This window comes from Pontibacter toksunensis (assembly GCF_042686245.1).
GTDB lineage: Bacteria > Bacteroidota > Bacteroidia > Cytophagales > Hymenobacteraceae > Pontibacter > Pontibacter toksunensis.
In genome coordinates this window covers 78,690-103,128 of sequence record NZ_JBHUOX010000011.1, presented here as the reverse complement: position 1 = coordinate 103,128, position 24,439 = coordinate 78,690, and the positions used below count along the sequence as shown (strand labels likewise).

The 24,439-nt window shown below is 48.7% G+C and carries 16 protein-coding genes; 4 read left to right on the top strand and 12 right to left on the bottom strand.

Annotated elements, in window-relative coordinates; translation table 11 throughout:
- Positions 1 to 93: 93 nt before the first annotated feature.
- Positions 94 to 996, bottom strand: a complete 903-nt coding sequence (locus ACFS7Z_RS15285) for a DMT family transporter (RefSeq protein WP_377486127.1) — start codon at positions 994 to 996, stop codon at positions 94 to 96.
- Positions 997 to 1,066: 70 nt separating this feature from the next.
- Between ACFS7Z_RS15285 and ACFS7Z_RS15280 the strand changes: the two genes are divergently transcribed.
- Positions 1,067 to 2,227, top strand: a complete 1,161-nt coding sequence (locus tag ACFS7Z_RS15280; protein ID WP_377486124.1) for an AI-2E family transporter — start codon at positions 1,067 to 1,069, stop codon at positions 2,225 to 2,227.
- Between the two features lie 489 nt (positions 2,228 to 2,716).
- Here ACFS7Z_RS15280 and ACFS7Z_RS15275 read toward each other — a convergent pair whose 3' ends face one another.
- The gene (locus ACFS7Z_RS15275) at positions 2,717 to 4,015 is read right to left on the bottom strand and encodes a serine hydrolase domain-containing protein (RefSeq protein WP_377486121.1); all 1,299 of its coding nucleotides are present in this window, start codon (positions 4,013 to 4,015) and stop codon (positions 2,717 to 2,719) included.
- Positions 4,016 to 4,255: 240 nt separating this feature from the next.
- On the opposite strand from ACFS7Z_RS15275, the gene ACFS7Z_RS15270 reads away from it, so the two are divergent.
- From ACFS7Z_RS15270 to ACFS7Z_RS15260, 3 genes are all read left to right on the top strand, one after another.
- Positions 4,256 to 5,527, top strand: coding sequence for a replication-associated recombination protein A (locus ACFS7Z_RS15270; RefSeq protein ID WP_377486394.1), 1,272 nt, complete (start codon positions 4,256 to 4,258; stop codon positions 5,525 to 5,527).
- A 308-nt stretch (positions 5,528 to 5,835) separates the two neighbouring features.
- The gene (sppA, locus tag ACFS7Z_RS15265; RefSeq protein WP_377486118.1) at positions 5,836 to 7,599 is read left to right on the top strand and encodes a signal peptide peptidase SppA; all 1,764 of its coding nucleotides are present in this window, start codon (positions 5,836 to 5,838) and stop codon (positions 7,597 to 7,599) included.
- Between the two features lie 264 nt (positions 7,600 to 7,863).
- On the top strand, positions 7,864 to 8,679 hold the full coding sequence (locus ACFS7Z_RS15260; protein WP_377486115.1) for a purine-nucleoside phosphorylase: 816 nt from the start codon (positions 7,864 to 7,866) through the stop codon (positions 8,677 to 8,679).
- A 337-nt stretch (positions 8,680 to 9,016) separates the two neighbouring features.
- On the opposite strand, the gene ACFS7Z_RS15255 is transcribed toward ACFS7Z_RS15260, so the two are convergent.
- From ACFS7Z_RS15255 to ACFS7Z_RS15210, 10 genes are all read right to left on the bottom strand, one after another.
- On the bottom strand, positions 9,017 to 9,826 hold the full coding sequence (locus tag ACFS7Z_RS15255) for a DUF4249 domain-containing protein (RefSeq protein ID WP_377486112.1): 810 nt from the start codon (positions 9,824 to 9,826) through the stop codon (positions 9,017 to 9,019).
- A complete protein-coding gene (locus ACFS7Z_RS15250; protein WP_377486109.1) occupies positions 9,823 to 12,075 on the bottom strand; it encodes a TonB-dependent receptor in 2,253 nt (750 codons plus the stop codon). Before ACFS7Z_RS15250 ends, ACFS7Z_RS15255 begins: the two co-directional genes overlap by 4 nt.
- 433 nt (positions 12,076 to 12,508) lie before the next feature.
- Positions 12,509 to 14,377, bottom strand: coding sequence for a M61 family metallopeptidase (locus ACFS7Z_RS15245; RefSeq protein WP_377486106.1), 1,869 nt, complete (start codon positions 14,375 to 14,377; stop codon positions 12,509 to 12,511).
- Between the two features lie 3 nt (positions 14,378 to 14,380).
- A complete protein-coding gene (locus ACFS7Z_RS15240; RefSeq protein WP_377486104.1) occupies positions 14,381 to 14,854 on the bottom strand; it encodes a DoxX family protein in 474 nt (157 codons plus the stop codon).
- Positions 14,855 to 15,075: 221 nt separating this feature from the next.
- Positions 15,076 to 15,417 carry a hypothetical protein gene (locus ACFS7Z_RS15235; protein ID WP_377486102.1) on the bottom strand — a complete coding sequence of 114 codons (342 nt, stop codon included), beginning with the start codon at positions 15,415 to 15,417 and terminating at the stop codon, positions 15,076 to 15,078.
- Between the two features lie 119 nt (positions 15,418 to 15,536).
- Positions 15,537 to 17,930, bottom strand: a complete 2,394-nt coding sequence (locus ACFS7Z_RS15230) for an ABC transporter permease (RefSeq protein ID WP_377486099.1) — start codon at positions 17,928 to 17,930, stop codon at positions 15,537 to 15,539.
- Positions 17,931 to 17,996: 66 nt separating this feature from the next.
- Positions 17,997 to 18,755, bottom strand: a complete 759-nt coding sequence (locus ACFS7Z_RS15225) for a toast rack family protein (RefSeq protein ID WP_377486097.1) — start codon at positions 18,753 to 18,755, stop codon at positions 17,997 to 17,999.
- A 38-nt stretch (positions 18,756 to 18,793) separates the two neighbouring features.
- A complete protein-coding gene (locus tag ACFS7Z_RS15220) occupies positions 18,794 to 21,187 on the bottom strand; it encodes an ABC transporter permease (RefSeq protein WP_377486095.1) in 2,394 nt (797 codons plus the stop codon).
- Positions 21,188 to 21,263: 76 nt separating this feature from the next.
- A complete protein-coding gene (locus ACFS7Z_RS15215; protein WP_377486093.1) occupies positions 21,264 to 21,683 on the bottom strand; it encodes a nuclear transport factor 2 family protein in 420 nt (139 codons plus the stop codon).
- Positions 21,684 to 21,743: 60 nt separating this feature from the next.
- Positions 21,744 to 24,173 (bottom strand): ABC transporter permease, encoded by a 2,430-nt coding sequence (locus tag ACFS7Z_RS15210; protein ID WP_377486091.1) that lies wholly within the window; start codon positions 24,171 to 24,173, stop codon positions 21,744 to 21,746.
- Positions 24,174 to 24,439: the final 266 nt, after the last annotated feature.

Here is a 24,439-nt window from a genome sequence, read left to right as displayed (position 1 = left end):
TCAAGGTGCACGTATCAGGTAGCATGTCAGTCAGGTTTTAAGCGTTGTACCCTGCTTTCAAAGAAGGTTTAATTCGTTTAAGGAGCGTTCACTCTATGCTGCTTTTTTGCCTACATTCTGCCTTGTCCGGCTAACGAGGTAAACGCCGGCAAAAATCAGCAAGGCATAGAGCCCTTTCTGTGGCGTGAACACATCTTTTCCAAAGCCAGTGGCAATGACGATAGCCAGCACCGGCTGCAGGTAGATGTAAGCACCTACCAGAGAGGGATTGGCATAGCGCAGCGCCCAGGTATTGAGCAGGTAAGCCAATATAGTGACAGCCAGCACCATGAACACGATAGCAAGCCAAATGGAGGTGGGAAAGGAGCTATAGTCAGGAGTTAGGAGCTGTTGCCAGCCAAAAGGCACTACAATAACAGCCCCCACCGCAAAAATACGACTGACAATAGTGATGGCCTTGTACTTCTGCATCAGCGGTTTCACCAGCACAAGGTACATACCGAAAGAGACAGCATTCATGACAATGAGCAGGTCCCCGAGGATGTTACCGGGGGCACTTGCGCTACGGGAGGTATTAATGAGGAGCAGGGCACCCAGGCATGCCAGTGCAATGCCGCTCACTTTCCTGAAGCTCACGCTTTCTCTCAGCAGTATGGCCGAGAAAAGGAGTACAGCTACCGGGCTTATCACCATCAGCAGGGCAGCATTGATGGGTACGGTTAAATTGAGCCCACCAAAAAAGCAGAGTTGGTTGATGGCTATGCCCGTCACGCCGCAGGCAATAGAACGCAGGTTGTCAGCCCGTCCCACTATTTTCTCCTTCACAACCATCCTTGAAAAGATGCCGAAAAAGAGCGCCGCAGATACTACCCGAATCACAATCAGACCAAAAGGGCCCACATAAAGAGGCATTACTTCTTTTGCGATGCTGTAGTTACTCCCATAGATCAGGGCCACCAGAAACAGCGCCGCATGCACCTGCACTTGTTTACTCATGGCGCAAAGGTAATTCCTTTTCCTTCTGCACCGTATACAGAGGCATTACTAAAGCTTAACCTTACCAAATATGAATTTCAAAAATGATATGCCGCTCACAGTAAGAAGGGCAATCGAAGTAATGGGAATATTTTTCCTGGGATGGATCATTGTGCTGGGCAGAGACTTGCTGGCCCCGATGCTGATGGCTTTCTTCCTGAGTATCATGCTGCTGCCACTCTACCGTTTTTTCAGGAAAAATAAGTTCCCTGAGACGCTGGCCATTGGTACCACCCTGCTGGTACTGGTACTGGTGGTGGGGCTTATTATCTGGTTCTTCTCCTTTCAGATAAGTAACCTGATATCTGACTTTCCTGTTATCCAGGCAAACGTTACGCAACATTTACGGTCACTCAGTGCTTGGGTAGAAAGTATCTCCCCAGTGTCTACCGAAGAGCAGACGAACTTTATAAGTGAGCAGAGTAACAGAATTTTGGGTTACCTGGGTAACATGCTGAGTGGAGCTGCCACGTCTATCACGGGCATATTCGTTTTCCTGGGTTTGGTGCCCATCTATATCTTCCTGTTGCTCTTTTATAAGAACCTGCTGTTGCGCTTTGTGTTTTTCTGGTTCCCGAGCAGCAACCACGAGAATGTGGAAGACACGATGCGTGAAATGGAAATCATCATTAAAAGCTATCTCTTTGGCCTCTTAATCCAGGTTTCTTATATGACTGTGCTGCTTGGAGGCATTCTGATGATCATCGGCATTAAACACGCCTTGCTGATTGGGGTGATATTCGCTTTCCTGAACCTGATACCGTACGTTGGCGCCTTGCTGGGTAACATTATCGGGGTGCTGCTGACGCTTGCCTCCTCCTCAGAGTTGTGGCCGATACTCACAGTGCTGGGTGTAATAGCGGCCGTGCAGTTCCTGGACAACAATATCCTGATGCCACGCATTGTAGGGTCTAAAGTAAAGATAAATGCATTGGCTACCATTGTGGGCGTTATAGTAGGCGGTGAGATTGCGGGGGTAATTGGGATGTTCCTGTCGTTGCCGGTGATAGCTGTGCTCAAAGTAATCTTCGATAGAACAGAAAATTTCAAACAGTGGGGAATCCTGTTTGGTGACGAAAGACCAACTGAAAGCCCTATGCACGAACCAGCGCTTCGGGAAGAAAGTGAACATGTAGACAGGCAATTGGAAAGGGAAAATGATATAGAGCCAACAAGGGCGGGAGGCAGGTAGATGTTTTCCAAAGAGATGTCTTTAGCGGCACCTGAGCTGGCTTAGTATAAACTCCAGCCTGTAAAGGTTGAGCTGCTTCATTCTCCCTTTCACTGGTGCAGGTTTTAAAACCTGTGTCTTTTTATGATGTAGTGTTTGTAACCCGTCCGGGGCATAGGCCCGAAGATAGGAGACATGAGCAAGGACGCTCGCGCTATAGTCAGAGTAAGATGAAATGAAGCCACCCTACCTTTAAAGGAAAGCAGGAAGGGCTCTTACTTTACACAATCTAATAAGGTCAGCTCAGGAAAGCTGGCCTTATTAGATTGTGTAACTTATAAGTAGCTTATACCAAATTGCCTAAAGGTCCCCCTACGACGAGGCCTCTGGGCCTGGAGAGCACAAAACAACAGCTATAGGACGGTTTGATGCCGCTGGATGAACTATAGCTACGGCAGCTTAGATAGCTTTCCTATGGAATACGCTTTATGCCATTTGGTATTACTAGCTCTACCTGGAAGAAAGTTGGCTGTCTGTGATAGCCTGGTAAACAAGTACCCGGAATTTGTCGTTCAGGTCTCCATAGCTGTTCGGGTATTTGTTTGTGTAGAGCAGCGCTACAATGCCTTCTTTTGGGTCTACCCAGTAGGTGGTGCCGAAAATGCCGCCCCAGTCATAAGTACCTTCTGAAACAGGTAATCTGGCGGCGCCTTTTTCTGTGGCAATGCCAAAACCAAGACCGAATTTGTTGTTCCCCATCATCACTTCTCCTATCTGGTTGGTGGTCATGAGGCGTACGGTAGTTGGGCTTAACAGCCGACGGCCATTGTACTCCCCGTTATTCAGCAGCATCTGCAGGAAAACAGCATAGTCGTGGATGGTAGAAGACAAGCCAGCGCCACCTGAGAAATACGATCCAGCCAGTTTTGGGAAATCAGGTGTCTGTCCTCCTCTTGCAGGCACAGGTTGTAGTTTCCTGTTTTCTCCCTCGCTGTATAGTTTAACAAGGCGGTCGTGTTTCTCAGCAGGTAAATAAAACCAGGTGTCTTTCATGCCAAGTGGCTCAAAAATGCGCGTTCTGAAGAACTGGTCCAGTGGCTTTCCGGAAACAACTTCAATCAAATGCCCCAGCACATCTGTGTTCAAACCATAAGTGAAACGTTCTCCCGGCTGGTGGAGGAGTGGCTGCTTTGCCAGCGCATGTATGGCATCAGCTAATTTGTCGTTGGGGGTGCCAATGCCACTTGGTATTTTACTTTTTGCATAAATGGCTGTCGCCTCAGGTCCGCCAATAGAGGGGTAACTGATGCCGGAGGTATGGGTGAGCAGGTCACGAATAGTAATTTCCCGCTTCGCCGGCACCGTAGTAAAAGTAGTGTCCTGCTTGTTGAAGGTGTCCAGTACCTTTGGGCTTTTAAAAGCAGGAATATATTTGGAGATGGGGTCATCAAGCAGGAACCTTCCTTCTTCATACAGCATCATCACGCCCACACTGGTAATGGCTTTGGTCTGAGAGGCGATACGGAAAATATCATCGCGCTTCAGGGTCTCTTTAGCTTCTGTATCACTGTGGCCCACGCTCTTATAGTAAACAACCTTGCCATTGCGGGCAATTAAAGCGACAGCGCCCGGAATATAATTTTTGTCTACATACTCCTGCAGCACCCGATCTAGGCGTTGCAGGCGTTCGGCGCTCATACCTGCTTTTTCAGGTTTAACCTCTTGTAGAACAGTTGTGGCAGACTTCTGGGCAAACGTGAAGCTGAAGCACAGGCAAAGTAACAGCGTGAGGGTATTTCTGTATAACATGTAGTTTTTATTTGATTAGGGAAGAGGAGTAAGATACTACAAATAGTGTATATTTTATGCTGACATACCACTTTTTCGTGCCTTGGCTATAAGGATAGCAAGGAGGTGAAATATATAGCCGAATTCTGCTCTGACTCCACTAGCCACACATCATCTAAACAAGAACCAGCTATTCCTGACCTCTTTCCACTCAAATTCGTAGCTTTGTCTTTAACCTATCCGGAGATAGAAGCAGAGCAGATGAATCACCCGAACATACCTTTGGCCGAGCGCATGCGGCCTCACAATTTAGATCAGTACTACGGACAGAAGCACCTGGTGGGCCCAGATGGGATCCTGCGCCGCTACATAGAAGGAGGTGTGATCCCGAGCATGATTCTATGGGGACCCCCGGGTGTGGGTAAAACCACGCTGGCTAACATTATTGCCAACCAGATGAAAGTACCGTTTGTAGCGCTGAGTGCCATCAACTCCGGTGTAAAGGATATACGGGAAGTAATAGAGCAGGCCCGGAAGCGGCAGGGAACCGTACTGTTTATTGATGAGATACACCGCTTCAACAAATCGCAGCAGGATGCGCTGCTGGGGGCGGTGGAGAAAGGTACGGTAACGCTGGTTGGGGCGACTACAGAAAACCCGTCGTTCGAGGTAATCTCCGCTTTGCTGTCGAGGTGCCAGGTCTACATCCTGAAGCACCTGACAAAAGACGAACTAATAGAACTGGTAGACAAGGCACTGGAGCAGGATGAGTGGATGCGCCACCGGAAAGTGCGGGTAGAGGAATATGAGGCTCTTTTAACCATATCTGGAGGCGATGCCCGGAAGCTGCTGAACCTGCTGGAGATTGTGGCGGAAGGAGTAAAAGGTGACGATGGGGTTGTGGTGAAGAATGAGCTGGTTAAGCAGGTGGCGCAGCAGAACATTGTGATGTACGACAAGTCCGGGGAGATGCACTACGACCTGGTTTCAGCCTATATCAAATCCATTCGGGGCTCTGACCCGAATGCAGCCGTATACTGGCTCGCCCGCATGATAGAGGGGGGCGAAGATCCGAAGTTCATTGCCCGGCGCTTGCTGATTGCCGCTTCCGAAGACATTGGCCTGGCCAACTCGAATGCCCTGCTCATGGCTACCTCCTGCTTTCAGGCGGTGCAGATGATTGGCTACCCCGAGGCAGAAATTATTCTTTCGCAGTGCACCGTTTACCTGGCTACCTCTCCAAAGAGCAATGCATCGTACAAGGCTATTAAGCAGGCGCGCGCGCTGGTGCAGCAAACAGGTAACCTGCCGGTGCCGCTGCACATCCGGAACGCTCCTACAAAACTGATGAAAGAAATAGGGTACGGCAACAACTACAAGTATGCCCACGACTATGAAGGCAATTTTGTACAGCAGGAGTTTATGCCGCAGGAACTAAGCAGCACCGCCTTTTACCAGCCAGGCCAGAACGGCCGCGAAAACGATATGCGCAAGCAACTACAGGCACAGTGGGGAAAAAAGTATGGCTATTAAGGAGTTCAAAAGCGAGAAAGGCAAAATAGGTGCAATACAGAGGCTCATGTTTAAACTTCTCTTTGTATTTAATTTAGAAGGGAAAGTAGAAGCTTCCTCATCTTGTTATGTCTTACTAACTCAGTAAATTACAAACTTTTTGTTTTTGCACCCGCTAATCCTTTTAATTTAAATATTTGTCTATAAAAATGTGGAGTTTGTCGAGAAGGCTAACACCCGATAAACAATTTGCCTTATTTTTGCATTCTATATAAAAGCATGGATATAAAAGCCCCTAAAAGAGCATCCAATTAAAACTGAAAAATAACATGTTAAACTTTCTGAAATATGTGCTGGCTACCCTGGTTGGCTTGCTCGTATTCTTTTTTATCTCTTTTCTGCTGCTGATTGGTATTGCCGCCGCTTCAGCCTCCTCTGATGAAGTAAAGGTTGCTGAGAACTCAGTACTGGAATTGAAGCTGGACAAGCCTATCACAGAGCGCGACCCAGAAAATCCGTTCGCTGAGCTAGGCTTTGCCTTCGGTTCCCTGTCGAGTTCAGATGGCCTTGATGAGATAAAAGCTGCTATCCGCCGTGCTAAAACGGACGATAATGTGAAAGGTATTTTCCTGAACATGATTCTGGTGGATGCCGGTCTGGCGAAGTTAGAGGAGATACGGAATGAACTAATTGACTTCAAGGAGTCCGGTAAATTTGTCGTTTCTTATACCGACATCTCTACCGAGAAAGCTTATTACTTAGCTTCAGTATCTGATAAAATCTACCTGAACCCAATGGGTACGATTGAGTTCAACGGCATGAGCTCTGAGCTGTTTTTCTTTAAAAGGCTGCTGGACAAACTGAACATCGAGGCCCAGATTTTTAAAGTGGGTACCTACAAAAGCGCTGTAGAACCTTTCTTTTTAGAGCAGGCCAGTGATGCCAACCGTGAGCAGCTCAACTCTTTCCTGAACTCTATCAACAATTACCAGCTGCAGAACATTGCCAAATCGCGCGGTGTGGACGTAGCCGAACTAAAGAGAGTGCAGGATAACTTATTGGTGCGCGACCCTGAAGATGCCATCGAGCATAAGCTGATTACGGATGTCGGCTACTTTGATGAGGCAGTCTCCTTCATGAAAGAAAAAATGGGAATTGAGCAGGATGCCAAGCTGGAACTGGTGCAGCTGTCTAAATACAAAAAGGTAAAAGATAATATAGAAGTAAGTACATCCAAAAACAGGATTGCTGTTATCTATGCCGAAGGCGACATTGTGGACGGTGAAGGTGATGAAGGCAACATCGGCAGCAGACGCTTTATGGATGCCCTGCGAAATGCACGCATGGATGAGAACGTGAAGGCAGTGGTGCTGCGCATCAGCTCGCCGGGTGGCAGTGCGCTGGCATCAGACGTTATCTGGCGCGAGATTCAACTCCTCAAGAAGGAAAAACCCATCATTGCCTCTATGTCTGACTACGCTGCTTCTGGCGGCTACTATATTGCCATGGGTTGTGATACTATTGTGGCGCACCCCAACACCATTACCGGTAGTATAGGAGTTTTCGGCGTTATCCCGAACATACAGGGCTTCCTCAACGAGACCTTGGGCATTACGGTTGACCATGTGAGCACAGGTAAGTTTGCGGATATGCCAACCATCACACGCCCTATGACGGAGCAGGAACAGGAGATAGTGCAGAACCAGATTAACCAGATTTACGAGACCTTCACCAGCAAAGCAGCCGAAGGCCGCGACATGAGCCAGGACAAGCTGAAAGAATATGCCTCTGGCCGCGTATGGTCAGGCATCGAAGCCAAGCAGCGTAATCTTGTTGATATGTATGGCGGCCTGGAAGAAGCCATCGCTGTTGCCGCTAAATCGGCTAACATAGAAGATGATTACCGCCTGAAGACCTTACCTGCCCGCAAATCATTCTTCGATGAACTCTTCAGCGACTTTGGTGCGCAGACAAAAGAACAGTCCATCAAAGCAGAACTTGGCGAACTATACCCATACTATAAGCTGTACAAAAAAGTCAGTAATTTACAGGGTGTGCAGGCCAGAATGCCTTACGAACTGAGCATTCAGTAAGCAGCCACTTTTGAATGATTAAATCATAGATTTTCGACTAACTATGGGTTAGCTTTAGAACAACCTAAGGTTTAGTAGCAAAAACAGCTTTCAGGCATTGCGCCAGAAAGCTGTTTTTATTTTATGGCAAATCTATTTTTTTGCAAATTGCCCGTAAGTAGCTAGAAGTTTCTGTTACTCCTTCTCAGCTTTAAATAGTATAGGCTGCTAAGGCGCTTATATCCAATGATAAATAAATCCATTCAGTCAATCTATAGTATACACATGATGCAGCTTTTAAAGGAATCAACCGCATATATCCAAAGTAAAACAGGTGGCTTTGCGCCGGGGTTCGGGATTATACTGGGCACGGGTTTAGGTGCCCTGGTAAAAGAGGTAGATATCCAATATTCATTGTCTTATGCTGATATCCCTGGTTTTCCGGTTTCTACCGTCGAGAGCCATTCCGGAAAACTGATTTTTGGCTTGCTGGCAGGCAAGCCGGTAGTGGTGATGCAGGGGCGGTTCCACTACTACGAAGGGTATACGATGGAGCAGGTGGCTTTTCCGGTGCGTGTAATGAAGCTGCTGGGAGTTAAAAAGCTCTTTGTGTCTAATGCCGCCGGAGGGCTTAACCCCCGCTTCGAAACCAGCGACCTGATGGTAATTACCAACCACATTAACCTGCTGCCCGGCAACCCGTTGATAGGCAAAAACCTGGATGAATTGGGCCCACGCTTCCCGGACATGAGCGAGGTGTATGATGAGCACATGATACGCGAAGCCATGGTGATTGCAGAAGATGCTGACTTCGACCTGAGCGAAGGCGTATACGTGAGCGTACCGGGGCCGATGCTGGAGACAAAGGCCGAGTACCGTTACCTGAGCATCATTGGCGCGGATGCCGTAGGTATGTCTACCGTGCCTGAAGTAATTGCAGCGCGCCATATGGACATGCCAGTATTTGCCGTATCCGTTATCACAGACATGTGTACACCAGAAAGGATCAAGAAAGTAGTGCTGTCTGATATCCTGGATGCTGCCGCCATAGCCGAGCCCCGCATGACCATGTTAATTCGGGAACTGATAAGAAGAAGTTAGAAAGTTTAGGAGTTAAAGAGTTAAACCAAAATCAAAAAGAGGTAGAAGCAGCTGAATAGCATACTGCTTCTACCTCTTTTTGATTTTGTAGGTTAGTCGTTCGGGAGAATTGCGAAAGTTGGATCCATCTCAGCAGGAAAAGGAGAAGAATTCGAAAGGATTCAACGTCTGTTGAAACCCTGCTCAAGGCAAGTTCAGTATACCTTAACTCTCTAACTCTCTAACTCTCTAACTCTCTAACTCTCTAACTCTCTAACTCTCTAACTCTCTAACTCTCTAACTCTCTAACTCTCTAACTCTCTAACTCTCTAACTCTCTAACTCTCTAACTCTCTAACTTACTTAATAACTACGACTTTACGGTCGTAGGCCAGGTTTGTGAAGATACCGAGACCGCCCTGCACCGATGATCTGATTCGGGATGGCTGGGCAAAAGGATTGCCGTTTGCATCCTTGGCATTATCCGTAGAAGATAGAAAATCGAAGTACTGTTTTTCGATGTTAAACAATGTTACTATAAGGGTTTCACCTTGCTCATACCTGTAGTTGGAGCCGTACGTCACACGCTTACCATTGTTGAACTCGTCAGAGGCAAAAAATTCCCTGTCAGAGTCCTGGTTCAGGCTGTCGCGGTGCGTCATGTAGCGGTAATAATTTGATGTGTTGCCATTGTCTTCAAATGACGTCAGCACGAGCGCCAGTTCTTCATCATTAAACCGCCACTCCACCGTATCAATGGGTACTACAGGCATTATGGTGGTAAAGCCCGTAACCTTGCGGCCTTTCCCATCCGTCACTTCAATACCATAAACATCGCCCGGCTTTCCCTCCATGATTTCTGGTGAACTGTGGGTATACAGGAAACCTGTTACGTTATCTAGCTTCGGCTTATACGTCAGATCGATGCGTCGGCCATTGTGGGTGATAACTACTTCTGCATCCGGTACGAGCGGGGGCGTTGGGGCATCGAAGTAGCTGGCGCTTTCCTGCACAGCTACACGAAAGGGCTTGCCCGGTTCCAAATAGCCCTCCACTACCAACTGCGGATTATGCGCAGGCAGTTCTATCTCTATGTCTTTATCCATGTCGCAGCCATAGAAAACAGAAATGAGCGGCAGCAGGAAATATAGGAAATGCTTTAACTTCATCTAAACTTAAAATTATAGGTGATAGCCGGAACAAGTGGGAACAGCGCCACCTGCTTTGCCTGGAAACCTAGTGTCTCTACTCTGTCAGCGTCTTTTACCTGCTCAAAATACACGAAGTACGGGTTGCGGCGATTGTATACATTGTACACGCTGAACGTCAGATCCGATTCGCCTCGCTTCGGCTTCAGTTTGTACACCACACTCAGGTCGAGGCGGTGGTAAGGGGCCAGCCTGAACGAATTGCGGTCCTGGTAAATCGGTATCACAGATGGGTCTTCGCCTTCCACATCCTGGAAAATAAAGCGTGCTACCGGAATGGAGTAAGCATTGCCCGTGCCGAACACAAAAGTGCCGGTCAGGCTCAGGCGCTTGTTAAACTGGTGCAGCACCACTAGGCTGATGTCGTGGCGCCGGTCGTAACGTGTCGGGAACCAGCGTCCCTCGTTGATATCGTCTAAATCATTTTCGCTGTCAAACTTCCTGTAGGTCCAGGAGAGGGTATAGCCGAGCCAGCCGGTGGTTTTGCCTTTGACCTTCTCCAGGTATATCTCATTGCCATAGCTTTTGCCCTTGCCAAAGAGGAACTCGTCCTGCAGGTTGTCATTCACAAAGAGGTTTGCACCGTCGCGGAAGTCGAGCTGGTTTGTCATCCACTTGTAGTACACCTCGTTGGTGAACAGGTACCTGCCCCTGCCAAAGAGCTTGTTTATACCTGCCGCTACCTGTTGGGATCGTTGCGGCTCCACCCCCCTTGTGGACGGGTACCAGATGTCAGTAGGCAGAGAAGCGCCTGAATTCGAAACGAGGTGCACGTACTGCTTCATGCTGGCGTAGCTGGCTTTCAGGGAGGTGCTCTCGCTTAGGTTGTATTTGGCAGCAATACGTGGTTCCAGTGCTGTATACGTTTTGCCGTTGTTTGAAAAGCCAGACAAGCGCAGTCCATAGTTTAGCGAGAGCTGCGCGTTTACCTGGTAATCATCAGAGGCATACACCCCGAACTCTGTGCCTGCCAGGTTAGTGCCGGTTGAGAAAGCCTGTGTACTGTCATCAGACTCAAAATTAAGCCGGCCGATGATAAAGTGGTGGCGGGTAGCCATCGCGCCGAATTTCACACTGTGCCCGCCCTTCACAAACAAGTCGAAATCAGTTTTAAGGGTATAGTCTTTTACAGCAGATGTAAGCTTTGCGCTGAATACATCAATGGCATTGTTGATGCGGTACTGGTAGCCGGAGGTGTAGAAGGACGTGGTGGCATAGAGGCTGTTGTTGAACCTGTGCCTCCATCGAAGGTTGCCCATGGTATTACCCCAATCAAAATTGAACTTGAACTTGTCGTCGTTAAAGCCAAAGATGTCGCGCCCGAAGTAGCCGCTCAGCGACAGTTCATCGTTTTTGCCCGCCTTATAAGTTAGCTTGCCGTTCAGGTCGTAGAAGTGGTAATCTGGTATAGGGTCATAATCTGCGTTGCCCTCGCTCAGGCGGTTTATCTGGCGTGTAAAAATATCCACGTACGTCCGGCGCCCCGACACGGTAAAGGTCAGCTTGTCTTTTATAATCGGCCCGTCCAGTGTAAGGCGCGAGGCAATAAGCCCCAGGCCACCTGTTGCTGTCAGCTTCTCGTTATTTCCTTCGTTCAACTTTACATCCATCACCGAAGACAACCGGCCGCCGTACTGTGCAGGGAAACCGCCTTTGTACAGGTCCACACTCTTTACCGCATCAGGGTTGAACACGCTGAAAAAACCAAACAGGTGAGAGGGATTATAGATAAGGGCGTCATCTACCAACACCAGGTTCTGGTCGGGCCCGCCGCCGCGCACATACAGGCCGGAAGTACCCTCGCCACCAGACTGCACGCCAGGCTTCAGTTGCAGGGTCTTCACCAGGTCCACCTCCCCGAAGAGCGCGGGCAGTAGTTTAGCCTCGCGCGAGGAGAGGGACTCGACGCTCATGCGGGTGTCATTCAGTTTCTGGCGCAGGCCACCAGCCTCTACCCGTACCTCTTTCAGTTCAGTATCAACTGGGTCTAAGGTAAAGTTGATGCGCTGTGCCCCGTCCGTAACCCGGATATCGCGGGAAAAACTGGTATAGCCGATATAACTCGCTTTTAATGCATACTCGCCTTCAGGCAGGCTAATCGTGAAAACGCCCTCTTCGTTGGTGCTGGTTCCGAGGCCAAGCTGAGGAACGGACACGGTGGCACCTATCAGGACCTCGCCATTGTTGGCATCCCGTACATATCCCCGCACAGCGAAATTCTGGGCGAAGGAAGGCACTGTAATAAGCAGTAAGCAAAATAAAAGATAAAGGTGATTAAAGCGCATCAAGCCTGATGGTTATACTAGTGTAACCGTAGTTAATGTAACGGAATATCAACAATTTAATTTAGTCTAAGTACAGAAATAACCTATAAAAGTTACAAATGGTTTTGGTGCGGAAATAAGTTGTACGAAGGTAAATAAAAGAAGCCGTACTATAGGTATAGCTCCCTGTTAATAGAAGGAGCAGTGGTTTTCTCAAACCATAGGCCAGAATAAAGATATAACGCTCTGAGGAGCAGAGGGGCAGCTTCAGCTTAACCAGGATATGAGGAGCCCTGACCGCTTTTTCAGCAGGCTATGGATGTGAAATGTCTTTTTATTCTATAATTGCGGCGGTGCATATGTGTGTGATGAGGCAAGCTTAAACCTTGTTGTTCAGCCAGGCGGCTCGCAGAGCTTTTTGCTCAGGTGTTGCATTTGGGTCTGGCTCCAGCACGTGCAGCGACTGCCGCTCGCGGGCTGTTGCCTTGCCTTTCAGTTTTTTCTTTTTGATTTTACCTTTTGCATTTTCCCGTCCCACTGTTATAGTGATGTTCTCACCGGGCTTAACCTGCTGTAGCTTTTCTCCAATAATCTCCCGGATGTTCTGCGGCGTGATTTCAGTGCCGTTCAGTGCCAGTAGCTGGTCGCCCGGTTTAAAGCCCATAGCCTTTCCGAAAGCATCCATTTCATCGGTCTCTACTATTGTTATCTTGCCTGCCTCCTGATCAAAGCCGGGGGTAAAGTCGCCGTAGGAGATAACCTGCCGGGTTGCCGTTGGCTCATACCGGATGCCGACCTTCTGCAGTGTCTCAGCCAGGGGGAGGGACTCCGCGCCTTCCACATGCTTCCTGAAAAACTCCCGGATTTCCGGGTACGTCAGCTCCGCAATCTTATCAAACAGTTCCTCATCTTTAAAGGAATTCTCTTTGCCGTAGGTCTTGGCCAGGTCCAGCATGAGGTTGCGCAGGCCATAGGTTCCACCCGATAGCTCCCGCAGTTTTATATCCAGCACCAGACCTATCAGGGCGCCTTTCTGATACACGTTTCCATACTGGTCCTCATACTTGTCCAGCACCTTAGCGCTCATCTCCGTGAAGGGCAGCGTATCGTTATAGTAAGCCCTGGACGTAATGATGTTCTCGCGCACCTTCTGCAGGTACTCCTCCAGGTCTATGAGGTTTTCATACGCCTGCACATGCGAGGCAAAGTATTCAGTAACCCCCTCATACAGCCACAGGTGTTTCGACATTTTAGGGTCGATGTAGTCGAAGTTGCCTATTTCTTCCGAATGGATGCTGAGTGGCGTAACGATATGGAAAAACTCATGCGCGGCCACATCGCGGATGGTGCTGCTGAACTGCTCCGCCGGCATTTCCGGCAGAAAATAGACAGAAGAATAAGAATGCTCCAGCGCACCATACGAGCCAGACTTGCCCACCCGCTCTGGCACGTAAATCAGGAAAGCATATTTTTCTACGGGCAGGGTGCCTCCCAGGTAGCTGCGCTGTGCCTCCAGGATGTTTTTTACATTGGCTGCAATGGGCGCAGACGTTACCCGGCCGGAAGGGGAGTAGACCGATACCAATACTTCTGTACCGCCGAGGTTCAGAACAGTGGTGTCGGGGCGGTTATACATCAGCGGCGAATCGGCCAGTTCCATGTAATCGGGCAGGAGGTACTTGTCTGAGGAAGCGGTAGAGGACATAGCCTGCAAAGAGGTAGAGCCATAGAAGCCCTGCGGCTTTGTAATATTGAGCTCGTAAGGCACTTGCTTCATGCCTTCAAAGTATCCCACAAAGCCGAATGGGTTCAGCAGGAAGTTCTTGTTTTCTTCAATGTTGGTGCCGCCCGGCTCAAACAGCACTTCTTCACGCTTCTGCGCATCAAAGGTATCGTCTACCCAATAGGTCACACGGTCCAGAGACGAGGCATTGTTGATTTTCCAGCGGTTTGTGTCCAGTTTGGTAACAGCCAGTGTGTCTCCTTTTGCATTATAGGCCTTAAAACCCGTTACAAACCTGCCAAAGTCCGAAACAGAATAAGTGCCCGGCACTATCTTCGGCATAATGTAGGTGATCTCTTTCTGGTTGACAGGCGGGGCCTTAACAGTCACCGGCACCTTATCGTCTCTTACCTGTGTCAGGTCTATCGTTACATTATACCTGCTGGTACTTGCTTCCTGTTGTTGGGCATACCCTAAGAAATATAGATTGAAACTGAATACGAACAGAAGCGCTTTTGAAGTCATGTATTAGCTTTTACGAATAACAGAAGGTTTCTTAGCATATAGAGGGCTATGATGCTTTTGCTGTGTACGTGTTACAAAGGCATCCAGTGACACCGGACCTGCCCCGTTGAACAAAAAGAAAAAGCCAACCGCTATAAGTTGTGCTGCAGGATAGTACTGCTGGAAAGGTTGCCCGATATGCGCTATGAAAATAGCAGCAGTGAAATTGATGATGAGCAGCAGCCCCACAAACCGGACGGCGCCTCCCAAAAGCAGGAGAATGCCGCAGGTAAACTGCACGTAAACTGACACATGTGCCGCCAGCAAGGGGTAAGGCACACCACGCTCCTGCAGAAAATCCCTGAACTCCAGCATTCTTTCCCAGCTGAAAACATTGTCCTGCACGCCATAAATAATAAATACGCCGATGGCAAGCCTCAGGAAAAGCACACCATAGGCACTATGGCGACGGAAGAAAGAAAATGCGCCTGCATCCATAGGTGTGAGCAGTTATTTTTTGCAGCTACTGGGTACGTTTCATAGTGAATATAAGATAATGAGGAAACAACAATTGCCTTTTTCGACAATCAGGTGATTTTTATAGATGAACAAAAGAGAGGTGCATTACAGCATGCTGCTTCTCAGGCCCCAAAGCATGAACCTGACCTGATAGGATGCACGTGATCAAATCAGTAGCCTATTCATGAGCCATGGCAACCTTATGTTCTTTTGCTCTTTGCATAGTGTATGGTGGAGTTTCTGATGCGCGTAAAAGCAGCTTCTGAATCAGATTGCACTGTACGTTCCTGCTCTGATGGCAGCCTACGCAGCAACTTGAGGGTTTCCCAGTCAGATATGGTATGTACAGGCTTCTCAGCTGTGTCATCTGTTCCGAGAACTTTGTGTTGGTGGGATTCGCAGTTCCTTGGGTTAATGTGCTGCGCCGTAATATCCTCTCCTATGAAAAGATCGAGCACAGTAGTAGCCGCTGGCATCGGAACAGTCAGGCTGATGGCGCTGACAGCCAGGGAGGTTAAAAAAACAGCCGGTGTATTTTTCATAGTTTAGTTTTTATTTAAAGATGTGCCCAAAGGTGATAAGGTTGCTTCAGTGGAGCAGAAAAAACCTGCTCCACTTGAAGTTTTCACCTTAAACAAACAATAAAAGTCTTAAATAGCGCTTACTCTGTTCGTAGCGCCAGAACAGGGTCAGACATGGCGGCCCGGGCAGCTTTAAAGCTTACCGTGAAAATGGCCAGCGCAAGGGCTACAATACCGGAAGCCACGAAAATCCAGATGCTGATGGGGGTGCGATAGGCAAAATCCTGGAGCCACAGCTGCATGCCGTACCAGGCAATAGGGCAGGCCAGCAAAATAGCCAGCAGCACCAACAGGGCAAAGTCTTTTGTCAGCAGCACCACAATTTGCGAAGTGGAGGAGCCCAGCACCTTTCGTATACCAATCTCGCGGGTGCGCTGCTCTGCCATAAAGGAGGCAAGGCCAAACAAACCCATGCACGCGATGATGATGGTGAGCAGCGCAAAATACCCGAAGATGGCCAGCATCTTTTCCTCGGCACGGTACTGCTCGTTAAAGCTGTCATCCAGGAAAAAGTATTCCATAGGATGAGACGGCGCCAGGCGCTGCCAGGTGTCTTCTACATGCGATATGGTTTCGCTGATGTTACCGGGTGTCATGCGTGCCATAAGGTAACCGCTGTTCTCAGGAGCCAGCATAATAACAAGGGGCTCAATTTCGCTGTGGAGGGATTTGTAGTTAAAGTTCCTGACAACACCAACCACCTTACCTGAAGTGGTGTCGGAAAAGCCTATTCTTTTGCCAACCGGGTCTTGCCAGCCAAGCGCCTGCACGGCTGCCTCATTCAGGATAAAGCCATTTTCCAGGTCTGTGCGCATCTCTTTAGAAAAGCCTCTTCCTTCTTTCATCTCAATGTCCATCAGTTCTAAGAACTCATAGTCTACCCAGATGCTGTTCATAGTTTTCTCTGCCATTTCGTTGCCGCGCTCTACAGCAAAAATGATCACACCGGTTGATTCACCCGGAATCATCACGGAAGTCGTGGCGCTGGTAATATTCCTGTTTTGCAGCAGTTCGGCCTTCATCACGGGCATTTTGCTCACGAGAGTTGAGTCGCCACTCGGAATATCAATCACCAGTACCTGTTCTTTTGTAAAGCCGAGATCCTGGTTTTTGAGGTAGTGCATCTGGCTGTACACAACTACTGTCCCGATGATGAGCACCAGTGAGATGGTGAACTGAATAACCACTAGGCTTTTACGCAGCAGGGCGCCACCTCCAGCAGGTGTTTTACCTGCTTTGATGATATCGGCTGGCTTGAAGTGTGACAGCACAAAGGCCGGATAACTGCCTGCTACCAACCCAATGAAGATGCCGATGGCGAGCAGCATGCCCATAAAACCAGCATCTAAAAAGTAGGTGGAGGATATGTTCTTTTCAGCCAGGCTATTAAAGGTCGGCAGCATCAGCTCAACCAGCACCAAGGCTATGACTACTGCCAACAGCGTGAGCATAATCGACTCGCTCAGGAACTGCAGTACCAGCTGCGACCGGTTTGCACCCACCACTTTGCGCATACCCACCTCTTTGGCGCGCTTCGCCGAGCGGGCTGTGGCTAGGTTCATATAGTTGATGGATGCAATCAGCAGGATGAAAATCCCCACAATCGAGAAGATGTAAATGTATGACTTGTTGCCTACTGGAAACGCCTCCCAAAGATAATCTGAGTTTAAGTGTATAGCAGGTAAGGCTTGTAGGTGCAACTCTACCCGCTCAGTGGTCTGGCTCTCCCGGATAGGTGTGATGCGCCGCTTTACAAATTCCGGAAGCTTGGCACTGAACGCTGCTGCATTCGTCCCCTCCCTGAAAAGCACGTACGTATAGCTGTTGGTGCTGAACCAGTTGCCTGCCATACTCTGCCTTACCTCGCCTGGAATCGTGTTGAACGACGTCAGTGCTTCCGGCTTCATATGGGCCGCATCAACAGCTTTAAAGATGCCCGTCACCTTATAGGATTGTGTCCCTATCTGTAAGGTGGTGTGCATGGCATCCATAGGATTGTCAAAGAACCTGGAAGCTACCTGTTCAGTGATAACCATGGTGTTCGGCTCCATCAAGGCCGTTTTAGGGTCACCCTCCAGCAACTGGTAATCAAAGAGCTGGAAATAGTTACTGTCCACCCAGAACACATTGTCTATTGTAATAGCCATGTTATCCTGCCGTAAAACCTGCTTGTTCCTGTTCAGCATACGGGTGGTGGCCTCAATTTCAGGGTAATCTGCCGCGAGTGTAGGAGCGAGCGCGGCGTGCGTGATGGAGGCCTTCTCTACTTCATCCTCGACAATCAGGTCGTTTACCACGCGGTAAATTCTATCATGCTTCGAAAAGTACCTGTCGTAGCTCAGTTCATGCTGCACAAACAGGTAGATCAGGATACAGGACGCGATGCCAATGGCCAGGCCAATCACATTAATGGCGGCATACATCTTATTGCGGGCCATGTTCCGGAAAAATATGAGGAAGTAATTCTTCAGCATGATGATTTAAGTTAAACTTTTAATTCAGATACTATTGCGCAGCCACTGCTGCTTTACTTACCTGTGTTACTCGTCCTGCAGTACCGTTACACTCCCGAGGCCACCGGATACGTTGATGTTGATGACGTGCTTGCTTTTGCCCAGTGCGGCATTTACATACGTATCGCCTTCTTTCTGTAAGGATGCCATGTTCCTGCTTCCGAGGCCGCTGCTTTTCAGGCGTACGCCCGTGTTTTTCGGCAGCCTGAATTTAACATCGCCTATTCCCCCGGTCACATCCACCTCCACATCATGGTCCCAGTTGCCCCGCAGGTCCAGGTTGAGTTCGCCCACACCAGCATTCACAGTCAAATTTTTTAATTTGCTGCCCCGCAGGTCAATGTTGCTGCTCACGGCACCGGCATCCAGCGTCAACGTGTTGATGTGGCTGTCCTGCAGGTTCAGCTTTGTCTCGCCTGCGCCCATTTTTATCTTCAGGTCCAGGAGCGTGTTTTTGCTTAGGTTTACTTTCCACTCGTTCTTGGTGTTCTTACTGCTGTTATCCGACATCTCCTTTTGGCTGAAGCTGATCTCAGGCGCTGTTTTGCTGTTGTTGCTTGAAAACACCGGCAGCCAATCCGCCTTGGAGTACTGCACCTGTGTCTCCACCAGCGAGGTGGTGGCGTCGGCCTTCACTTCTAACACGCCGGCTGATACATCCAGTGTTACTGTGCCTTTTTTAACGCCGCTTGCAGAGGCCGTTTTCTTATACTCGAACTCATTCTGCGCCAGCAGTACCTGTGATGGGAGCAGGAGGAGGGCAACGATGGTGCTAACCTTTTTCATCTGTTTTGTTTGAAGGTATCATCAATCAATCCTGTTTGTTATGATGCCCGCAGTGCTTTTACCGGGTCGGTAGAGGCTGCTTTCATGGCCTGCAGGCTCACGGTGAGCAAAGCAATAAGCATGGCTGCGGTACCAGAGAGTGCAAATATCCACCAGCTAAGATCGGTGCGGTAGGCAAAGTCCTGCAGCCATTTATGCATGCCATACCAGGCCAATGGGCTTGCCAGAACAATCGAAATAAGCACCAGCAGGGCGAAGTCCTTAGACAACAGCAGCACAATACTGCCGGTGGAAGAGCCTAACACTTTGCGAATGCCTATTTCCTTTGTGCGCTGTTCTGCCGTGAAAGAGGCAAGTCCAAACAAACCCAGGCAGGCAATCAAAATGGTGAGGCCAGCAAAGTAGCCGAACACCGTCAGCATCTTCTCCTCGGCGAGGTACTGTTTGTCGAAATGTTCGTCCATGAAAAAGTACTGCATGGGGTGTGTCGGGTCAAAGGCGCGCCACTTGTTCTCTACAAAGGAGATGGTAGAGGCCATGTCCTGCGCCTTGATGCGGGCCATCAGGTATCCCTGAGATGCCGGATTGAGCGCCAGTATCAGCGGCTCCACATCCGTATGCAGCGACTTCACATGAAAATCTTTAACCACGCCAATGACCTTGGCATCCCAGTCAATCATCTGCATGCGCTTGCCTACCGGGTCAGACCAGCCCAGCCATTTGGCTGCCGCCTCATTTATAATCAGGCCTTCTTTCAGGTCCGTCTTCATATCGCGGCTGTAATTGCGGCCCTCTTTCATTCCAATGCCCATCACATCAATGAAGTCGTAGTCCACAAACATCACATTCAGGGTTCTCTCCACCATTTTTCCGTCTACTTCAGACAGCGTCATGAGCTTCGACATGTTCTCTGCCGGTATATCCCTTGTATTAGAAACCATTTCTACATTCGGGTTGCCCAGAAGTTGCTGTTTTATAATTGGCAAGCGTTGAACGAGGGTGGAGTCGCCGCCCGGTATATCAATCACTATCACCTGGTCTTTGTTGAAGCCCAGGTCCCGGCTGCGCAAATAATGCATCTGCGTAAACACAACTATGGTTCCGATGATGAGGACAAGTGAGACGGTAAACTGGGTTACCACCAGTATCTTTCTTAGCGAAGCATTTCCGCCCCTTGGAGCTTTGTCTGTTTTTAAAACATCGATGGGCTTGAAATTGGAGAGGAAGAAGGCCGGATAGCTGCCTGCCAACAAGCCAACCAGTATAATTATAGCCAGCACCAGCAGCATGAATTCCCATTGAAAAATAAAGTTAGATTCAAAATTCTTATCTGTGAGGGCGTTAAAAGTCGGAATCATCACCTGTACTAAACCGAGTGCCAGAACTGCCGCAATCAGCGTCATCAGCACAGACTCGCCTATGAACTGGCTGATGATCTGGCTGCGGTACGCACCTACTACTTTGCGCAAACCCACTTCTTTGGCACGCTTGGCGGAGCGGGCCGTAGCCAGGTTCATGTAGTTGATACAGGCAATGAGGAGTAAGAAAATGGCGACTGCCGCAAAAATGTACACGTACGAGATGTTACCAGCAGGGGAAATATCGGCTCCGTATTCGGTGTCGAAGTGAATAGATTCAAGTGGCTGCAGCACAAACTGCATACTGGCATTCAATTCGTTTTCTTTAATCCAGGGGTCGATGGTATTCGCTGCGAAGGCGTCCAGCTTTTCCTGGAAAGCAGGTATCTGCGCCTCATCTTGCACGAGCGCGTAGGTGTAGCGGTTCATGTTGAACCACTGGTCTGCCGTAACTGCCTCCTCGCTTGCTATCGTGCTTTGGGATAAGAAGGCGTTTGCCACAATGTGGGAGTGCTTCTGGTCGCGGAAAACATCGGTTACTTTATAAGTGTTATTGCTGAACTTCAGCATTTCACCCACAGCGCTTTCTGCATCGCCAAAGTATTTGGTAGCCATGCCTTCACTTACCACAATGGTCCGTGGCTCATCCAGTGCCGTTTTTGGGTTGCCAGCTAACATTTCATAGTCAAAAACCTCAAAGAAAGTGCTGTGGGTAAAAAACAGGTCCTGCTCATTGAAGCTTTTGTCTTTGTACCACACTGTCTGGTTGCCAGCAGGTAGCAACTGGACCACTTGCTCTACCTCCGGAAAGTCCTGGCGCAGGGCCTGATAAATTGGCGGTGACGAAAGTGCGAACTTGTTTACCTCCTGGCCCTCGAAGTTAATTTCACCGGCCAAACGTACAATGCGGTCTGCTTTCGAGAAGTGGCTTTCGTAGCTGAGTTCATCCTGCACATACAGGAAAATCAGCACACAGGAAGCTACCCCAATCGCCAGACCCGCAATGTTGATAGTGGAGTAGACTTTGTTGCGGAAAATGTTGCGGATGGCTATTTTGATGTAATCACTGAACATGGTTGTGTATGCTTATCTTTTGAGAGATATCCAGATATGTTTCAAGGGTTCTTACCCTATTCACTCTCCTGATAAATCAATCCTGCCACATCACATTGATAATTTTCCAGTCGCCGTCTATCTTAGCCAGGTGGAAATAATCCGTGCCCCACATAGCTTTCAGTTTAGCTGAGGCAATTTTATCCTTTATTTCAAAGAGTGTGATTTCTTTTGGCGCATCTGCCGGAACAGGGTTGCTCTTGCTCCAGCGTGAGGATAGGTCAACCATCTGGTTGAAAGTCATTGTCGCCTCCCTATAGTTATTATCCCTTTTATAGTAGCCTCTTTTGGCCAGTTCCGGGTGCACGCTAGCATATACTTTTGTTGTGTCGGCATTGTAAAAGCTCTCCACATAGTTCAGAATAGCCTGTCGGATTGCTTTTTCATCGTTTGCAGTCTGTGCTTTTACGGTGCTGCAGAGGCAGAACAGGAGGAATGCGATAATAGCTTTTTTCATGTTTTTATCTTTTATATGGCGCTCATTTTTCTCGTTCGGGCATACTTTGCCAAGTTGCCTTTACTCCGTCCGGAGTGACTTGACAGGGTCTGAGGTGGCTGCCTTTATAGCTTGGTAACTGATGGTAGCCATGGCGATGATGAATGCCACTATAGCAGCCAGTATAAAGATGTCGGTGCTGATGTCGATACGATAAGCAAAATCAGCAAGCCACTGGTGCATGGCGTACCAGGCAATGGGCCAGGCCAGCAGGTTGGCCACCAGCACCAGCTTCATAAAGTCTTTGGAGATGAGCGTAACGATGCTGGCAACCGGGGCACCGAAAACCTTCCGGATACCAATTTCTTTTTTACGCTGCACTGTGGTATAAGAGGCAAGCCCAAACAAGCCCAGGCACGCTATCAGAATAGCGATACAGGAGAAGATGCTGAAGATCTGGGCTTTCTTTTTCTCGGCTTCATAGGTTTGCCCATACAACTGGTCTATAAACTCATACTCAAAGGGGTAGGTTGGCAGGAACTTGTTCCACGTTTCTTCTATGTGCGCCAGCGCCTGTTGGGTGTCCCCCTTCACTTTGATGGAGATTTTACGATAGCGCCCCCACCCAGAGATCATGAACACCATAGGAGATATTTCCTTGTGCAGCGATTCAAAGTTAATGTCGTTGACCACGCCCACAATGCGGCCCTTGTTACCACCGTATGTAAAAGTCTGATCGATGGCCTGCTGCGGGTCGCGCCAACCTATCATGCGAACGGCTGCCTCATTGAGGATGTAAGCTGCTGTGTCATCGCTTCTTATCTCGCGGCTGAAGTTACGCCCTGCCACTACTTCCATGTCATACACATCAATCAGGTCATGGTCAACGGTTACAAACTTAATGGTAGCAGAGGTGGGTGCCACACTGTCTCCTTTGGTGACCTCTGCACCCGCGGAGTTAAGCAGCTGCTCTGTCGGAATCAACTGGGACCTGGCGACTCCCTGTATGGCGGAAGATTTGGTTAGCTCCGCTTTAAAAGCGTCTATCTGTGGCGTTAATGTCGTAAACTCCGGCAGAATGACGATTTGTTCTTTATCGAAGCCCAGGTCTTTGTTTTGGATGTAGGTCAGTTGCTGGAAGATTATACCAGTTGCAATGATGAGGATAATGGAAATAGAGAACTGCACAATCACCAGCGACTTACGGAGCAGGGGGTTCCTGGATGAACTGCTTAGTGTGCCTTTCAGCACACTGGCAGCCTGGAAGTGAGACAAGTATAAAGCAGGGTACAAACCAGCCAGCACACCAACCAACACAGGCAACAAGAAGATGAGTAACAGGAGCCATTGGTCCGTAAATAAGTTAGAGTCAATTTCTTTACCTGTAAAGTTGTTCAGCCACGGAAGACAGACTTCCACTATTCCCAAAGACAGGATGGTGGCAACCGTCACCAGCAGCACAGACTCCAGTAAGAACTGAAAAATAAGGTTATGCCTTGCTGCGCCAATTACCTTGCGCACACCCACTTCTTTTGCGCGGCTTGTGGAGCGTGCGGTGCTTAAGTTGATGTAGTTGATGCAGGCAATCAGGAGAATAATGATGGCTACAAAAGAGAGTATGGTAATGCTGTCTATATCACCGTTCACTTCAAGCTCTGAATCCAGCTTGGAGCGCAGGTGGATGTCCGTCAGCTTCTGTAGGTATAGGTTAGTGTAGGTGCTGGGTTTCAGACCACTAGCCTCATCAACGCCTGTTAAGTGCCGGTCCAGGAAAGCAGGAAGCTGGGCTTGTATTTTTTCTGCTTCTTCTTCTGATGGTAACAGCAAATAGGTAGGGAAGGAGTTATTGCCCCAGTTCGTTTTCAGTCCTTCTGCACCATATACAGAGGAGTCATTCAGTGTAGAAAATGAGCCCAGAAACTCGGGGTGAAAGTGAGAGTTAGCAGGGAAAGACTCATAAACTCCCTCCACCCGCAAGCTCGACTGTGTGCCGAAATGCAATACCTTTCCAATCGGATCTTCCCCAGGAAAATACTTTTTAGCTGTTTTGTCACTAATCAGCAGGGTGAACGGGTCGCGCAGCGCCTTGTCCGGGTTTCCCTTTATCAGGTTAATGTCGAATATTTCTAAGGCAGCGGGCTCAGCAAAGTACATACTATCTTCCCTGAAGGTCTTCTGAGCTTCCTTGTTTTCCAACATAACGCCGAACGTAACCATTCGTGCTACGGCCTCTATCTGCGGAAAATCCTGCTCCAGTAGTGGTCCAATAGGAGGTGCCACCCGGGCAAGGTGCAGACTCACAGAACCATCCTGAGATAAGAAGTCGCGGGTAACCCTGTAAATGCGGTCAGCCTTGGAGTGGTAGCGGTCGTAGCTAAGTTCGTCTTTTACAAAAAGGAAGATGAGAATACAGGCTGCTATACCTATAGCCAAGCCGCCAACATTGATGGCAGAATATACTTTGTTACGGGCAAAGTTGCGGAAAGCGATTTTCAGGTAGTTTTTCAGCATCTGGGTCTGTTGTAAGCTTCAGGAATCAATAAAGAATATGTTTCTGTAAAGCAGGGTGTGGCCTTCAGCACGATAACCACCGATGGCAAAGGCAATATCAAAGTGTCTAAAGCTCAGCGCGGGCTTCAGCCTCAGGATAAAATAGAACTTGTAAAATCAGCGCCACACCGGAGGGTGTTTTACCTCTGTTTCTGGTAAGCTGATACCTGAGGTTTAGGGCAAGGATAAAATCTGAAATTAGATATACAGTACTACAATGGTTTGAA

Excerpts from the sequence above, each read along its gene's own strand:
- ACFS7Z_RS15225 (WP_377486097.1), bottom strand. The coding sequence starts at position 18,755 with ATGAAAAAGGTTAGCACCATCGTTGCCCTCCTCCTGCTCCCATCACAG.
- sppA (WP_377486118.1), top strand. The coding sequence starts at position 5,836 with ATGTTAAACTTTCTGAAATATGTGCTGGCTACCCTGGTTGGCTTGCTC.
- ACFS7Z_RS15270 (WP_377486394.1), top strand. The coding sequence starts at position 4,256 with ATGAATCACCCGAACATACCTTTGGCCGAGCGCATGCGGCCTCACAAT.
- ACFS7Z_RS15245 (WP_377486106.1), bottom strand. The coding sequence starts at position 14,377 with ATGACTTCAAAAGCGCTTCTGTTCGTATTCAGTTTCAATCTATATTTC.
- ACFS7Z_RS15260 (WP_377486115.1), top strand. The coding sequence starts at position 7,864 with ATGATGCAGCTTTTAAAGGAATCAACCGCATATATCCAAAGTAAAACA.
- ACFS7Z_RS15235 (WP_377486102.1), bottom strand. The coding sequence starts at position 15,417 with ATGAAAAATACACCGGCTGTTTTTTTAACCTCCCTGGCTGTCAGCGCC.
- ACFS7Z_RS15280 (WP_377486124.1), top strand. The coding sequence starts at position 1,067 with ATGAATTTCAAAAATGATATGCCGCTCACAGTAAGAAGGGCAATCGAA.
- ACFS7Z_RS15285 (WP_377486127.1), bottom strand. The coding sequence starts at position 996 with ATGAGTAAACAAGTGCAGGTGCATGCGGCGCTGTTTCTGGTGGCCCTG.
- ACFS7Z_RS15220 (WP_377486095.1), bottom strand. The coding sequence starts at position 21,187 with ATGTTCAGTGATTACATCAAAATAGCCATCCGCAACATTTTCCGCAAC.
- ACFS7Z_RS15275 (WP_377486121.1), bottom strand. The coding sequence starts at position 4,015 with ATGTTATACAGAAATACCCTCACGCTGTTACTTTGCCTGTGCTTCAGC.
- ACFS7Z_RS15210 (WP_377486091.1), bottom strand. The coding sequence starts at position 24,173 with ATGCTGAAAAACTACCTGAAAATCGCTTTCCGCAACTTTGCCCGTAAC.
- ACFS7Z_RS15215 (WP_377486093.1), bottom strand. The coding sequence starts at position 21,683 with ATGAAAAAAGCTATTATCGCATTCCTCCTGTTCTGCCTCTGCAGCACC.
- ACFS7Z_RS15230 (WP_377486099.1), bottom strand. The coding sequence starts at position 17,930 with ATGCTGAAGAATTACTTCCTCATATTTTTCCGGAACATGGCCCGCAAT.
- ACFS7Z_RS15240 (WP_377486104.1), bottom strand. The coding sequence starts at position 14,854 with ATGGATGCAGGCGCATTTTCTTTCTTCCGTCGCCATAGTGCCTATGGT.
- ACFS7Z_RS15255 (WP_377486112.1), bottom strand. The coding sequence starts at position 9,826 with ATGAAGTTAAAGCATTTCCTATATTTCCTGCTGCCGCTCATTTCTGTT.